General features: G+C 70.9%; 12 protein-coding genes and 2 pseudogenes. 8 read left to right on the forward strand and 6 right to left on the reverse strand.

Features of this window, described 5'->3' with window-relative positions:
- Nucleotides 1–19: 19 nt before the first annotated feature.
- The 5 genes from CDN99_RS10955 to CDN99_RS10975 all read right to left on the reverse strand — a co-directional run bounded on the left by CDN99_RS10955 (nucleotide 20) and on the right by CDN99_RS10975 (nucleotide 3,313).
- Entirely contained in the window at nucleotides 20–997 is a 978-nt protein-coding gene (locus tag CDN99_RS10955) for a TauD/TfdA family dioxygenase (RefSeq protein ID WP_088384902.1), read from the reverse strand.
- A 138-nt stretch (nucleotides 998–1,135) separates the two neighbouring features.
- Nucleotides 1,136–1,900 (reverse strand): thioesterase II family protein, encoded by a 765-nt coding sequence (locus tag CDN99_RS10960; protein ID WP_310732473.1) that lies wholly within the window; start codon nucleotides 1,898–1,900, stop codon nucleotides 1,136–1,138.
- Nucleotides 1,897–2,169, reverse strand: coding sequence for an MbtH family protein (locus CDN99_RS10965; protein WP_088384904.1), 273 nt, complete (start codon nucleotides 2,167–2,169; stop codon nucleotides 1,897–1,899). Before CDN99_RS10965 ends, CDN99_RS10960 begins: the two co-directional genes overlap by 4 nt.
- Before the next feature lie 167 nt (nucleotides 2,170–2,336).
- The gene (locus CDN99_RS10970; protein WP_088385207.1) at nucleotides 2,337–2,633 is read right to left on the reverse strand and encodes a FecR/PupR family sigma factor regulator; all 297 of its coding nucleotides are present in this window, start codon (nucleotides 2,631–2,633) and stop codon (nucleotides 2,337–2,339) included.
- 158 nt (nucleotides 2,634–2,791) lie between these two features.
- On the reverse strand, nucleotides 2,792–3,313 hold the full coding sequence (locus CDN99_RS10975; RefSeq protein ID WP_158218820.1) for a sigma-70 family RNA polymerase sigma factor: 522 nt from the start codon (nucleotides 3,311–3,313) through the stop codon (nucleotides 2,792–2,794).
- Nucleotides 3,314–3,817: 504 nt separating this feature from the next.
- Between CDN99_RS10975 and cydD the strand changes: the two are divergent.
- The 8 genes and pseudogenes from cydD to CDN99_RS11015 all read left to right on the forward strand — a co-directional run.
- Nucleotides 3,818–5,446: pseudogene (gene cydD / locus CDN99_RS10980) on the forward strand (thiol reductant ABC exporter subunit CydD); the annotation flags it as partial.
- A gap of 267 nt (nucleotides 5,447–5,713) precedes the next feature.
- A pseudogene (locus CDN99_RS10985) lies at nucleotides 5,714–7,390 on the forward strand (amino acid ABC transporter ATP-binding/permease protein); the annotation flags it as partial.
- Between the two features lie 213 nt (nucleotides 7,391–7,603).
- Nucleotides 7,604–9,187, forward strand: a complete 1,584-nt coding sequence (locus CDN99_RS10990; protein WP_088384906.1) for a cytochrome ubiquinol oxidase subunit I — start codon at nucleotides 7,604–7,606, stop codon at nucleotides 9,185–9,187.
- Between the two features lie 40 nt (nucleotides 9,188–9,227).
- A complete protein-coding gene (cydB, locus tag CDN99_RS10995) occupies nucleotides 9,228–10,382 on the forward strand; it encodes a cytochrome d ubiquinol oxidase subunit II (protein WP_088384907.1) in 1,155 nt (384 codons plus the stop codon).
- A gap of 116 nt (nucleotides 10,383–10,498) precedes the next feature.
- Nucleotides 10,499–10,645: a cytochrome bd-I oxidase subunit CydX gene (gene cydX / locus CDN99_RS11000; RefSeq protein WP_088384908.1), complete on the forward strand. Its 147-nt coding sequence runs from the start codon at nucleotides 10,499–10,501 to the stop codon at nucleotides 10,643–10,645.
- A 427-nt stretch (nucleotides 10,646–11,072) separates the two neighbouring features.
- Nucleotides 11,073–11,810, forward strand: coding sequence for an endonuclease/exonuclease/phosphatase family protein (locus CDN99_RS11005; protein ID WP_088384909.1), 738 nt, complete (start codon nucleotides 11,073–11,075; stop codon nucleotides 11,808–11,810).
- Nucleotides 11,807–13,099: a cardiolipin synthase ClsB gene (gene clsB / locus CDN99_RS11010; RefSeq protein WP_088384910.1), complete on the forward strand. Its 1,293-nt coding sequence runs from the start codon at nucleotides 11,807–11,809 to the stop codon at nucleotides 13,097–13,099. Before CDN99_RS11005 ends, clsB begins: the two co-directional genes overlap by 4 nt.
- Nucleotides 13,096–14,061, forward strand: coding sequence for a lysylphosphatidylglycerol synthase domain-containing protein (locus CDN99_RS11015; protein WP_238139478.1), 966 nt, complete (start codon nucleotides 13,096–13,098; stop codon nucleotides 14,059–14,061). The genes clsB and CDN99_RS11015 overlap by 4 nt, the downstream gene beginning before the upstream one ends.
- 13 nt (nucleotides 14,062–14,074) lie before the next feature.
- On the opposite strand, the gene CDN99_RS11020 is transcribed toward CDN99_RS11015, so the two are convergent.
- The gene (locus CDN99_RS11020) at nucleotides 14,075–14,443 is read right to left on the reverse strand and encodes a hypothetical protein (RefSeq protein ID WP_088384912.1); all 369 of its coding nucleotides are present in this window, start codon (nucleotides 14,441–14,443) and stop codon (nucleotides 14,075–14,077) included.
- Nucleotides 14,444–14,562: the final 119 nt, after the last annotated feature.

Genomic DNA, 14,562 nt, shown 5'->3' on the forward strand with positions numbered 1-14,562 from the left:
CCTGTCATCGCGGTCGGTCTCAGAAGCGGCCTTGATTGCCGTGGGGCTCGGCCATCGCGACGATGACCTTGCGCGGGCCGCGGAACGGGCCGCGCGCGTGCGCCGCCAGCATGTTGTCCAGCATCAGCACGTCGCCGGCCCGCCAGGTGAAGGACACCGTCTCCTCGTCCAGCACGGCCCGCACCTCGTCGAGCACGCCGTCAGGAATCGGCGAGCCGTCGGCGAAGAAGGTGTCCCGCGGCAGGTTCTCTTCGCCGAGCAGGTCCTCCAGCGATTCGCGCACCTCCGCCGGCAGGTTGGAGCGATGGAACAGGTGGGCCTGGTTGAACCAGACCTTCTCGCCAGTGACCGGGTGCGTCTCCACCGCCTGGCACAGCTGCGAGGTGCGCAGGCCGCCGTCGGGCTTCCACGCCCAGCGGATGCCGGCATCGCGGCAGAAGCGCTCGACATCGGCCCGATCGGCGGTGTTGAAGACCTTCTGCCACGGCACGTCGAAGTCGCCGTAGTTGCGCACGTACAGGATCCCCGGCGCGAAGCGATCGAGGATGGCCGCGGGCATGCGGCGGTGGATGGCGCGGCTGTCGGCGATCGGCGTGTCGCCGCCCTCGGGCGCCGCGGTGACGCAGTGGAACCAGATCTTCATCGGCCACTCCCGCGTGTAGGCCTGCTCGTTGTGCAGCGGGATCGATTGATGCGCGGGGTACTCCGTCGAGGTGTAGACGCCGCCGCCGACCTCCGAGCGCGGCGTGGAGCCGAATTCGTAGGACAGCAGCGGATGGCCGAAGCCCGCGGCGAAGGCGCGGAACGCCGCCGCGTCCGCCACGTCGAAGCCCCGCAGCAGCACGCCGCCCACCGTGGCCAGCGCCGCGTCGATCTCCGCGCGGCGCCGCGCCAGCGCGTCCATCAGCGGCTCGCCAGGCGAGGCCGGCGCGATCAGCACCGGCAGCAGCGATCCCGCCGGACCGCGGCGATCGAGAGTTCCCATTCCTGCATTCATGCAACAACTTCCTTGAGAGGCGACAGGTCCCGCCACGCGAGGGAGGCGGCACGACCGGCGGGCGCCGGCGATCGGCGCGCGGTCGGCGCACCCGGGTCCAGGTCGGGCTGGAAGACGTCGACGCGCGGCGCCATGAATTCAGGCAGCGACGACGCCCGCATGGCTCGCTCCCGATGCCAGGGGCCGGAGCGCGCGCTCCAGCGCGGCCAGCACCAGCGACTCCTGCTGGCGGATGAAGAAGTGGCCGCCGTCGAACCAGTCGAGCGTGAAGCGCCCCGTGGTTTCGGCCGCCCAGGCGGCGAGGCTGGCGGGCGGAATCGCATCGGCGCGTCCGGCCAGCACGTGCACGGGCATCGGCAGCGGCACGCCCGGGGCCTCGTGCCGGAAGCTCGCACATACGCGGTAATCGGCGGCCAGCGCGTCCAGCGTCATGCGGAGCAGTTCGGGGTTCTCGAACACCGCGTCCGGCGTGCCGCCCTGGCGGCGCAGGTCGGCGATCAGCGAGGCGTCGTCCAGCGGGCCCTGGAAGCGGATAGATTCGCGCATCGCGGGCGCGGCGCTCGCGCTCACGATCAGCGCGTCCGGCAGCGGTCGCGACCGCTCGCGCAGGCGCCGTGCCAGACCGTGGGCCAGCAGCGCGCCCATGCTGTGCCCGAGCAGGACGTATCGCCCCGTCGGCGCGACCGCCGGCGCATCGACGGCATCGCACAGCTGGCCCACCAGCACGTCGTAGTCCTCGACGAACGGCTCGCCATGGCGAGCCCCTCGGCCGGGCAGCTCCAGCGGCACCAGGCGGATCCAGGCCGGCAGGCTGCGGCGCCAGCGCAGGTACATCGTCGCGCTGGCACCCGCGCAGGGCAGCAGCAGCAGGTCGATGGGGGAAGGTACGGCCGGCGACGTCACGGCGCGACGACGCCCTCGCCGCCATGGCCGCCTTGGCCTTCGGCGGCACCGGACTGCGCCGCCATCCATTCGCGCAACGAGCGCGGACGCATGTCGGTCCAGGTCCTGTCGACGAATTCGGTGACGGCCTGCTTGTCGCCCTTCACGCCTTCGACGGCCTGCCAACCGCCGGGCACCGGCTTCCAATGCGGCCAGATCGAATACTGGTCCTCGTGGTTGACGAGGACGATGAAGATCTCGCCATCGCGATCGAAACAACTGCTGGACATGGGGCTCCCCGTTCTGTGAACAGCGAGCAGCCAGCGAAGTCGCGTCGGACCACGGGGTCCTCGGCCAGGCTGCTCATCCGTCCATGACGAACGAGCGCCCGGGGATGTTCAACAGCGGCGTTCGATCCGATGCGCGGCGCGATCGGCCGCGCGGCGAGCGGCGCGGATCAGGCCTCCGAGGACGAGCCGCCCCGGCCGTGGAAGGCCTGGCGCAGCGCGTCCAGGTCCAGCGGCACGTCGGGGTCCGGGTCGACGTGGATCGTCGGCACGAGGGAGGCCTCGGCCCACAGCTTCAAGGCTTCGTCGTAGCACTGGCGATGCGCGGCGTCTTCATGGAGCCAGGCGCGGAACCCGGCCTGCTCGGCGTCGCTCAACGGGCCATCGTGCGCGCGGCACAGCCACCCCCAGGCGGTCCGCCACAAGGGATCGTCGCCACGACCGCGGGGGATCGCAGGTCCGTTCATGACCGAGCCGCCCACATCGGGGCGCACGGGCAACGGCCGGCATCCTGCGCAAGGGGCCGGCCATCTCGACAAGGGGGGAGGACGATCACGAAGCTACACAAATGGTCGGGACAAGACCGATCGATGGTAACTCCGCTGACTTGTTGAACGGGGTACGGTCAATCCCAGGTCATCAGGTGCCGCTGCCGCGTCAATACCTCGCCGGCTTCGGCGATGAGCGCGTTCACCAGCCCCACCGAAACTTCCAGCGCCTTGCCGATGTCTCGCTGCGTCATGCCGCGCACGATGTACATCTCGTACGCGATGCGCGTGCGCACCGGCACCTCGTCCAGCGCGTCGCTGAGGATCGCGAGGTTCTGACGCCGCATCGCCTGCAGCTCCGGCTGCCCGTGGGTCGCGGGCACGTACTGGCCCTCTTCCTCCAGCGCCATCAGGCCGGACTCGAAGCTCAGGCGCCGCAAGTGGTCACGCGCCATGTTGCGCACGATCTGGCAGCAGTACGCCAGCGGCTGCTTGACCTCCACCGCGGTCTGCGCGCCCAGCAGCTTCAGGTAGGCGTCCTGCAGCACGTCGTCGGCGCCGGACGTGCTCTGAACAATGGACGACGCAATGCGGCGCAGCCGCTGTCGATTCGTGACGAATATTTCAGTGAGGTCGCATCGTTCGGCTTCCGCGACCATGTTCTCGTCCTCTGGGCATGGCATCCCTGAAACCCCCTTGTTGGCTTCCCGAGTCTTTTTTCAATAATAGGAATCATTCTCATTATGTAGCACGACAACCGCCCCACGTGACTCGTCAATGGCCGCAAGAGGGGCTTCACACCGAGGACACGCACACGACGGCCGGTTCGGTGCTGGCGCTCTCTGCGCACAACGCGCGGCACCGCTTTTGACGGATTCGACGCTCCGGCTCGGGCAGTGGCGGGCCGCCACGCAAAATTCTCCGCAGCCCGCTTCGCCCACGCCGATGTTTGCCTCTCCAAATTTTTCGCCCACAATCGGCCGCAGCCGCGCGGTGCCGGGTCTTGACTCCTCCGATATCCGGCCCTCGCGCGTTGGCGATCCGACCGTCCATCGGATCGCGCCCCGCCTGCCCCCTGCCCCAGGTCCTCACCTCGCCACCCCCGTGGAGGTCGACGCGTGAAAGCCAGTGCCAGCGCCAGCACATCCGGTCGCTTGCCCGCGATGGGGGTCGGCGCGTTCGCGCAGGGCGCCTCGTCGTTGCTGTGGGTGCCGCAAGCCGCGCTGCTGGCAATGGCCGTGCAGCGACTGGCCGATGGCGGCGGCCTGCGCGGCGTCGTGATGCCGGCCGTCGGTATCGCCGTGCTCGGCCTGCTGCGCGCGGTGCTGGACGGCTGGGGCGCCCGGCGCGTCTTCGACCGCGCCCGCGACTTCGTCACCGAACTCCGCCTGGCCACCGCCGCCGCGCTGGCCGGCCGCTCGCCGCTGGATCGCGACCGGCCCGCGTCCGGCCTCGCCGCCAGCGTCCTGGCCGAGCAGGCCGAGGCCGTGGTGCCCTGGCTCGCGCGGTACCGCGGCGCACAGTGGCGCGTGATGCTGGTGCCGCCGCTGATCGCGCTGGTGGTGCTGGGCCTGTCCTGGGTCGCGGCGCTGATCCTGGTCCTGGCGATGCCGCTGATCCCGCTCTTCATGGCCCTGATCGGCTGGCGCGCGAAGGCCGCCAGTCAGGCGCAGATGGTCGAGCTCGGCCAGATGAATGCCTTCCTGCTCGACCGCCTGCGCGGCCTGTCGACGATCCGCTCGCTCGACGCGACCGAGATCACCGCGCGTCGCCTGCGCGCGTCGGCGGAGTCGCTCCGGCAGCGCGGCATGCGCGTGCTGCGCATCGCGTTCCTGTCCTCGGCGGCGCTGGAGCTGTTCTCCGCGCTCGCGGTGGCGTTGACGGCGGTCTACGTCGGCTTCCATCTGCTGGGGCCGTTGCCCTGGGGCACCTGGTCCGGCCGGCTGAGCCTGGGCGAGGGCCTGTTCATCCTGATGCTCGCGCCGGCGTTCTTCGAGCCGCTGCGCGAGCTCGCCGCCGTCTGGCACGACAAGGCGGCGGGCGAGGCCGCGATGGCGCTCATCGGACAGCTCCACCGCGACGGCCCGTCGCTGCCCGGCGCGCTGGACGACGCCCCTCACGAGCCATCGGGCCACGGCGCCCCGGATCGCATCGAGCCGGCGCGCGCCGTCGACGTGTCGATTCGCGGCCTCCATTTCCGTCATGGGACCGAGCACGACGTCTTCGCCGGCCTCGATCTCGACATCCGCGCGGGCGAACACGTCGCGCTCGTCGGCGCCAGCGGCGCGGGCAAGACGACGTTGCTCGCGCTGCTGGCCGGACTGGTCCCGGCGACCGACGGCGCACTGCACATCGGCGGTGCACGCCTGACCCCCGGCAACGCGGCCGCGCTGCGGGCACGCATGGCGTGGATCGGCCAACAACCGCATGTCTTCGCCGGCTCGGTGCGGCGCAACGTGGCGATGGACCGGCCCGGCGTGAACCGCGACGATGTGGTCGCGGCGCTGCGGGTCGCGGCGCTGGACGCGGTGACCAACGCCTCGCTGGACGACGCCCTCGGTGAGCGCGGCACGGGCCTGTCCGGCGGCGAGCAGGTCCGGTTGGCGCTCGCGCGCGCGGCGGCGCATCGCGACGCGGGCCTGCTGCTGGTCGACGAACCCACCGCCCACCTCGACCCGGAGACCGCCGAGCGCGTCGCCGATGCGCTGCTCCACCTGGCGACGGGCCGCACCCTGATCGTGGCGACGCACGATGCCGCCTTGATCGCGCGACTGGATCGCGCCATCGCGCTGCCGACGGCGAGCCCGATCGCCAGTCCAACCGCCAGCCCAACCGCGACTCCCCTCCCGAGTCCGCTCGCGCGACGATCAACCACCGCCGCGCCGGCGGCGGCGCATCGCATGACGCTTCTCGGGGAACAAGGCCGGCAGGCCCGCCAGGGCGAGCACCTCGATCGCGCCCCCCCCGAGCCGCCTGATCGCCGTGATCACGCTGATCGCCCCGGTCACACCGGTCGCCAGGGCCGCCCCACGCGCAGGCGCTCCGGCGATCTCGGCGCCATCGTGGCGCTGTTCTCCCGCACCGCCGGTCGCCGCCTGCTGCTGGGCGCCTTGCTGGCGCTGCTGACGGTCCTCGCCGGCATCGCGCTGCTGGGCCTCTCCGGCTGGTTCATCGCCGCGGCGGGCCTGGCCGGGCTGACCGCCGGCGCCCTCGCCTTCAATGTCTTCCTGCCGAGCGCGGGCGTGCGGCTGCTCGCGCTGGCGCGGACCGCCGGGCGCTACGGTGAACGCGTCGTCACGCACGACGCCACGCTGGCGGTGCTCGCTGCGCTGCGGGAGCGACTGTTCCGGCGCTGGGCCCGCCCCGGCGCGGCGCGCGCGCTGCTGCGCCGTCCGGCACGGCTGTTGTTCCGGCTGACGGCGGACATCGACGCGCTGGAATCGCTCTACCTGCGCGTGGCCGTGCCCGTCGCCTCGGCCGCGGGCGCGGCGTTGCTCACCGGGGCACTGCTGGGCGCGCTCAACCCGTGGCTGGGCATCGCCGTCGCCACCGGGCTGTTGATCGTCGGCGCCGCGGTGACGATGCACGTGGCGCGACGCGCGCGACCGCTGGCGCTGCGGCGCGCCGTCGCGCTGGAGCGCTTGCGCGAGCGCGCCGTCGATCTCGTCGCCGGGCAGACCGATCTGGCGATGGCCGGCCGCCTTCCGGCGCAATGCGCGGCGCTGCGCGGCACCGACGCCCGGCTCGCCAAGGCGGACCGGGCGCTGCAGCGGCTGGAAGTCCACGCGGGGGGCGCCTTCACCGCCGCGGGCAGCCTGACGCTGTCCGGCGTGCTGCTGGCCGCGGGAGCGCTGGTGGCGCGCGGCCTGATCGACGTCCCCTCGGCGGCGCTCGCGCTGCTCGTCGCGCTGGCGGCGATGGAGCCTTTCGCGGCGCTGCGCCGCGGCGCGATCGAAGCGGGCCGTGGCGCGCTGGCCGCTCGTCGTCTGTCACCGCGGCTCAGGGATGACGACGTGGACGCGGCGGATGCGGACACCGCGCCCGCGGTGCCGCGTCCCGACGAGGGCCTCGCGATCGACCTCGTCGGGGCGAGCGCCGCGCACGACGAGTCCTCGCGCGTCGTCCTAGGCGCGCTGGACCTGTGCATCCGCCGCGGTGAACGGGTCGCCGTGATCGGCCCCAGCGGCGCCGGCAAGTCCACGCTGCTCGCGCTGGTCGCCGGCGAACTGCGTCCCGCCTCGGGCGCCGCGAGCGCCCTGCCCTGCACCTGGCTCACGCAGCGGACCGAGCTGTTCCAGGACAGTCTGGCGGAGAACCTGCGGCTCGCCGACCTCGACGCGTCGGACGAGCGCCTGCTCGACGTCCTGCACGCCTGCGGCCTCGGCCGCGACGTGTCGCGCTTCGCGCACGGACTGGACACGCCGCTGGGCGAAGGCGGGCTGGGGCTGTCCGGCGGCCAGGCGCGTCGCCTGTCGCTGGCCCGCCTGCTGTTGCGACCGACCCGGCTGTGGCTGCTGGACGAGCCCACCGAGGCCCTGGACGCCGACGTCGCGCGCGACGTGCTGGCGCGACTGCGCCGCCATGCCGGCGATCGCACGCTGCTGATCGCCACCCATCTGCGCCGCGAGGCCGAGCTGGCCGACCGGCTGCTCCAGCTCGAACACGGCCGGCTCGTCGCCGATCTGCGCCGCGGCACGCCCGCCTTCGATCGGGCACTGCGGGCGTTGCGCGCCGATCGCATCGATCCCGCGTGCGCGCCCGCGCCGGATGCCGTTGCCACGCCTCGTTCCGGTGCCGTCGCCGAACCTGTTGTCGAGCCCGTTTCAGCTGCCGCCCTGGAGCCCGGCCGCGTCGCCGCGCCCCACCGCGCGCCCGACCCCGTTTCCGCCCTCGCCAAGACCTGACCCCGTCTCGCATCACATCCATCACATCACCAGGAGGATCTCAACATGGACCTGGACATCGTCGGTTTATCCCGACTGCAGTTCGCGATGACCGCGCTCTATCACTTCCTGTTCGTGCCGCTGACGCTCGGACTGTCCATCCTGCTGGCCATCATGGAGACCGTCTACGTGATGACCGGACGGCCCATCTGGCGGCAGATGACCAAGTTCTGGGGGGTGCTGTTCGGCATCAACTTCGCGCTGGGTGTCTCCACCGGCCTGGTGATGGAATTCCAGTTCGGCATGAACTGGAGCTACTACAGCCACTATGTCGGCGACATCTTCGGCGCGCCGCTCGCGATCGAGGGCCTGATGGCCTTCTTCCTCGAAGCCACCTTCGTCGGCATGTTCTTCTTCGGCTGGGACCGCATGTCGCGCGTGGCGCACTGCATCGTGACCTGGTTGACCGCGCTGGGCACCAACTTCTCGGCGCTGTGGATCCTGATCGCCAACGGCTGGATGCAGAACCCGGTCGGCGCGCGGCTCAACCCGCAGACGCTGCGGATGGAGGTCAGCGACTTCGCCCAGGTGCTGTTCAACCCGGTCGCGCAGGCCAAGTTCGTGCACACCGTGTCGGCCGGGTATGTCGTCGCGTCGATCTTCGTGCTGGGGGTCTCGGCCTGGTACCTGCTCAAGGGACGCCACATCGACCTGGCGCGGCGCTCGATGACGGTGGCGGCATCGTTCGGGCTCGCGTCCTCGCTGTCGGTGGTGGTGCTGGGCGACGAGAGCGGCTACCTGTCCTCCGAGCACCAGAAGATGAAGCTCGCCGCCATCGAGGCGATGTGGCACACCGAGCCCGCGCCCGCGCCCTTCACCGCCTTCGGCTTCCCCGACCAGGCGGCGCGCGAGACCCATTACGCGATCCAGATCCCATGGGTGATGGGCCTGATCGGCACGCGCTCGCTGACCGAGGAGATTCCCGGCATCCTGGACCTGGTCAAGCTCGCCGAGCGCCGCATCCGCGAGGGCCAGCGCGCCTACGACGCGCTGCAGCAGATCCGCTCGCTGCCGCCGGGCGCGGCGGCGTCGGCGGCGTTGACCCGGACCTTCGACGGCCTGAGCCCGTCGCTGGGCTACGCGCTGCTGCTCAAGCGCTACGTCGACGATCCGCGCCTGGCCACCGAGGAGCAGATCGCCAAGGCCGCCTGGGACACGGTGCCGCAGGTCGCGCCGCTGTACTGGTCCTTCCGCGTGATGGTCGGGCTGGGGCTGTTCTTCATCGTGCTGACGGGCACCTTCTTCGTGCTCTCGGCGCGCCGCAAGCTGGACGCGCACCCGTGGCTGCTGAAGGTGGCGGTGTGGTCCATCCCGCTGCCCTGGATCGCGGCGGAGTGCGGCTGGATCGTCGCCGAGCTGGGGCGCCAGCCCTGGGCGGTCGAGGGCGTGCTGCCGACCGCGGTGGCCGTCTCCAACCTGGGCATCGAGACCGTGCTGTTCACGCTGCTGGGTTTCGTGGCGCTCTACACGGTGCTGATCGTGGTGGAGATGAAGCTGATGCTGGCCGCGATCCGCAAAGGGCCGCAGCCCGAGCCGGTCCACGGCGACGGCGCCGACGTGCCGCTGATCGGCAAGGTCCGCGCCGTCTGAGCGCGGTGCGCCTGACTTCACGCAACTCGCGGAGCAACTCATGATTCTTCACACGCTCTTGGACTACGACGTCTTGCGCGTCATCTGGTGGCTGCTGCTGGGCATCCTGCTGATCGGCTTCGCCGTCACCGACGGCTTCGACCTGGGCGTGGGCACGCTGCTGCCTTTCGTCGCCCGGGAGGACGTCGAGCGGCGCATCGTCATCAACACCATCGGCCCGATCTGGGAGGGCAACCAGGTCTGGCTGGTGCTGGGCGGCGGCGCCATCTTCGCGGCCTGGCCGCACATCTACGCGATGTCCTTCTCGGGCTTCTACCTGGCGATGTTCGCGGCGCTCCTCGCGCTGATCCTGCGGCCGGTCGGCTTCAAGTACCGCAGCAAGAAGGAGAGCCCGGCCTGGCGCGCCACCTGGGACTGGTGCCTGTTCATCGGCGGTTTCGTGCCGTCGCTGATCTTCGGCGTGGCGATCGGCAACGTGCTGCAGGGCGTGCCGTTCAACTTCTCGCCGGACATGCGCATGACCTACGAGGGCAGTTTCCTGGGCCTGCTGAACCCGTTCGCGGTGCTGTGCGGGCTGGTCTCGGTGGCGATGCTGGTGATGCACGGCGGCGCCTGGCTGGCGCTCAAGACCGAGGGCGCGGTGGCCGCCCGCGCGCGCGGCGCGGCGAGCGTCGCGGCGCTGGTCACCATCGTGCTGTACGCGCTGGCCGGCCTGCTGATCTGGAAGTACGTGACCGGCTACCAGTGGACCAGCACGCACCTGCCCAACGGGCCGTCCAATCCGCTGGCCAAGACGGTGCAGGCGGGCATCGCGGGCGGCTGGCTGACCAACTACGCCAACCACCCGTGGACGCTGCTGGCACCGGTGCTGGGCTTCGCCGGGGCGCTGCTGGCCTTCGTCGGCCTGCGGGCGCGCTGGGAGGGCCTGACGCTGATCTTCAGCGGCCTGTCCATCGCGGGGATCATCCTGAGCGTGGGCGCCTCGATGTTCCCGTTCATCGTGCCGTCGTCGACGCACCTGGCGTCGGCGCTGACGGTGTGGGACGCGTCGTCCAGCCACCTGACGCTGTTCATCATGCTGGTCTGCGCGGTGGTCTTCGTGCCCCTGATCCTGATCTACACCGCCTGGGTCTACAGCGTCATCTGGGGCAAGGTCCGGCCGCGCGACATCACGCACGGCGACCACGCGTATTGATCGCGGCCGTCGCGCGGTCACGCCGAGTAGCCGCGCGGTGGCGGCGCGCCGCGACCCGCCCGCGGGTCGCGGCCTGGATTCAACATGCCGGTCCCTGACCGGAGAGAGGACTTCTCATGTGGTACTTCGCCTGGCTCCTGGGCCTGCCGCTGGCCGCCGGCTTCGCGGTACTGAACGCGATGTGGTTCGAGCTGATGGACGACGAGGCGCACAAGCGCGCGCCGCCGCCGTTATCCGACCCGGGCGCCCGACACCCCCGCTGAGGGGGCGCATCCGAATGTCCGCATTCCGGACACCACAACCGCAGCACGCCCGGCAACTTTCCGCAACCGGGGGCCCGGAATCCCCCGAACCGATGGTGGGTCACCGGTTCTCGCGATTGATGCGGGCGGGCGGACGGGACTAGTATTGATCGCTCCTCCCGACGTTTCGGGCTCAGCGCCCGGGGCGTCGGGCATCGCAGCAACGGCCTTGCGGCCCCGCCACCAGGAGCAGTCCATGCTTGAAGTGATCGGCGCGATTCTGGTGGGGGCGTTCGCCCTCACCTTCATGGTCCTGTGCGTCGGACCGATGATGCTGAACTCCGAAGACCTGTGACCGCGTGAGGTCCGCCGCCGGTCGGCGCCACCGCTCATAGCGGTCGGCTATCGACCGGGCGTGCGGGCACAAGGCTTGCCACTCCGGCAGGCCATGAAAATCACCGTCCTGACCGTCAACCTCCACAAGGGCTTCGGCTTCTTCAATCGCCGCTTCATCCTGCACGAGCTGCGGGAAGCGGTCCGGGCGGTGTCCGCCGACGTGGTCTTCCTGCAGGAAGTGCTGGGCGAGCATGAACTGCACGCCACCCGCATCCCGAGCTGGCCGCGAACGCCCCATTACGAATTCCTGGCCGACAGCCTGTGGAGCGACTTCGCGTACGGCCGCAACGCGGTCTATCCGCAGGGACATCACGGCAACGCGTTGCTGTCCAAGTTCGCGATCACCCATCACACCAACCACGACGTCTCGATCGAGGGGCCCGAGCGCCGCGGCATGCTGCACAGCGTGCTGCGGCTGGCCGATGGACGCCCGCTGCACGCCATCTGCGTGCACCTGGGGCTGCGGGAATCGCACCGCCAGCGGCAGGTCCAGCGCCTGTGCCAGCTCATCGACGGCATCCCCGGCGACGAGCCGGTGATCGTCGCCGGCGACTTCAACGACTGGCGCCAGCGCGCCCACCACATGCTGAGCCGCTGCGCAGGCCTGGCCGAGGTCTTCGTGAAGGCTTACGGCGCCGCGGCGCGGACCTTCCCGGCGCGGTTGCCGCTGCTGGCGCTGGATCGCATCTATGTGCGCGGGGCGACGGTCCAGCATCCGATCGTGCTGCCGCGCCGGCCCTGGTCGCACCTGTCCGACCATGCGCCGCTGGCGGCGGAGATCTCGCTGTGAAGCGCCCCGACTGGACCGACGGCAACCGCCTCGAACTGCTCGAGAACGGCGAGGAGTACTTCCCGGCCGTCTTCGCCGCGATCGAGGCGGCGCGTCACGAGGTCCGGGTCGAGACCTTCATCCTCTTCGAGGACAAGGTCGGGCTGGCCCTGCGCGAGGTGCTGATGGCGGCGGCGCGGCGCGGCGTGCGGGTCGACATGACGGTGGACGGCTTCGGCTCGCCGGAACTGTCGGAGCCGTTCGTGCGCGGCCTGATCGACGCGGGCGTGCGCATCCACGTCTTCGATCCGCCGCCGCGGCTCTCGCGTCGGCTGCGGCCGTTCCGGCGGCTGCATCGCAAGATCGTCGTCGTCGACGGCGAGGTCGGCTTCATCGGCGGCATCAACTTCTCGGCCGATCACCTGATCGACTTCGGGCCCGAGGCCAAGCAGGACTACGCGGTGCGCGTGCACGGCCCGGCGGTGGACCAGTTGCGGCGCGTCACCAGCGAGATCGTCGAGCACGCCGCGCCCCGCCATTGGTGGTCCCTGCGCGGCGCGACGAAGAATGCCGCTCGGGGCGCGCGCGTCACGACGCCTGCGCACGCCGAGCGGGCCAAGGCCGTCGTGGTCACGCGTGATAACCACCGGCACCGCGACGACATCGAGCGCATGTACCGGCTCGCCCTGCACGCGGCCCGGCGCGAGGTGATCATCGCCAACGCCTACTTCTTCCCCGGCTTCCTGTTGCTGCGCAGCATGCAGCGCGCCGCGCGGCGCGGCGTGGACGTCCACCTGATCCTGCAGGGCCAGCCGGACATCGCCTGGGCAAGGTGGGCGGCGCGGATGGTCTATGGGCAGCTGATGCGGTCGGGGGTCCACATCCACGAGTACTGCGAGCGGCCGATGCACGGCAAGGTCGCGCTGGTGGACGACGCCTGGGCGACGGTGGGCTCCAGCAACCTGGATCCGCTGAGCCTGTCGCTGAACCTGGAAGCCAACCTGATCATCGAGGACGCCGATTTCAATCGCGCGCTGCGCGACAAGCTGCAGCCGTTGATGCGGGACCGCTGCCGCAAGCTGAAGCTGGAGGACACGACGATGCATCGCTGGTGGTGGCGGCTGGGCGTCGGCGCGGTGGTCTTCCACGTGATGCGGCACTTCCCGCGCTGGCTCGCGCGCCTGCCCCGGATGACGCAGCCGGTCATGCCGGTGGCGGAGACGCCGGTGCTGGTCAGCGCGCCGCAATCGCCGCCGGCGCAGGCCTGGCAGTGGCAGATCGACCCCTTGAGCGGAAAGGCCGTCGATTGAGCGCCGCGCCGGGCTCCCCCGTCGCTCCGGCGGCTCCGGCCTCGTTTTCCGCGAGCCGGCATCGCTGGGGCCGATGGCTGGGCGCGCTGTTCGGCATCGCCGTGCTCGCGCTGCTGGCGTGGGCCGGACGCAAGATCGAATGGCCCGAGGTCATCGCCGCGCTGCGCGGCATGCCGGTCGACGTGCTCGTGGGCGCCGCGGCGCTGTGCGTGCTCAGCCATCTGATCTACAGCGGCTACGACCTGATCGGCAAGCGCTGGACCGGCCATCGGGTCCCCACGCGCCGGGTGATGCTGATCACGTTCATCAGCTACGCGTTCAACCTCAACCTCGGCTCGCTGGTCGGCGCCGTCGCGATGCGGCTGCGGCTGTATGCGCGCGAGGGTCTCGCGCAACCGGTGCCGACGCAGATCCTCGCGCTCAGCATGGCGTCCAACTGGCTGGGCTACGGCGTGCTGGCGGGCGGTCTGTTCCTGCTGGGCGAGCTGTCTCCGCCGGCCGACTGGCAGGTCGGCGCCGCCGCACTGCGCGGGCTGGGCGCGCTGATGTGGGTGCTGGTCGGCGGTTACCTCGCGCTGTGCGCCTTCGCCACCCGGCGCGAGGCGACGCTGCGCGGCCACGAATTCTTCCTGCCCAGCTTCCGGCTCGCGTTGATGCAACTGGTGATCTCGTCGGCCAACTGGTTGACGATGGGCGCGGTGTTGTGGGTGCTGTTGCGGCAAGGCGCGACCTACCCGGAGACGCTGGCCGTGCTGCTGGTCGCGGCGGTGGCCGGCGTCGTCACCCACGTGCCCGCGGGGTTGGGGGTGCTGGAGGCCGTGTTCGTGGGGCTGCTGGGCCCCACGCTGGGGCCCGGCAAGGTGCTCGCGGCGTTGATCGCGTATCGGGCGCTGTACTACCTCGCCCCGCTGATGGTGGCCACGGGGGCCTACTTCGTGCTGGAGGCGAAGGCAAGGCGGTGACGCGCCAGGCGTCTCACTGGACCGTCGGGGACACCAGTTGGAAGTAGCTGGGCGCGGGCGCGTTGTTGTAGCTCGGGAGCAGGTGGCAGGCCGGCGCTTCCGGGTACTGGACCACCGCCGTCATGTTGGTGCTGATCGCGAGCTGTGAGGACGCCAGCCAACTCTTGCACACGGCGACGGGCACGCCTCCCCGGACGCTCTCGGTACTGCACAGGTAAGTCCAGTCATTGCGATACGACATGAAGACGGACACCGCGCCGTTGACCTCGTGCAGCACCCGCTGCACCTTGCCCGTGCACCACTGGGGATCTGCCATCGCGGTGTTGGAGACGACGAGAAGGGCCAGCGCGGCGCGTCTGGCGAAACGGATCGAGAGTCGCATGAAGCTGTTCCGGTGAAGTCCGTCGCCACGCGGGCGACGAGCGATCGATGGGCGAGCCGCCCTGCCCGACACCGGAAGTTTCCCTCGCACGACCCAGCTCACGCACCTGGCCCGGACGG

Source organism: Roseateles aquatilis (genome assembly GCF_002205645.1).
Taxonomy (GTDB): domain Bacteria; phylum Pseudomonadota; class Gammaproteobacteria; order Burkholderiales; family Burkholderiaceae_C; genus Roseateles; species Roseateles aquatilis.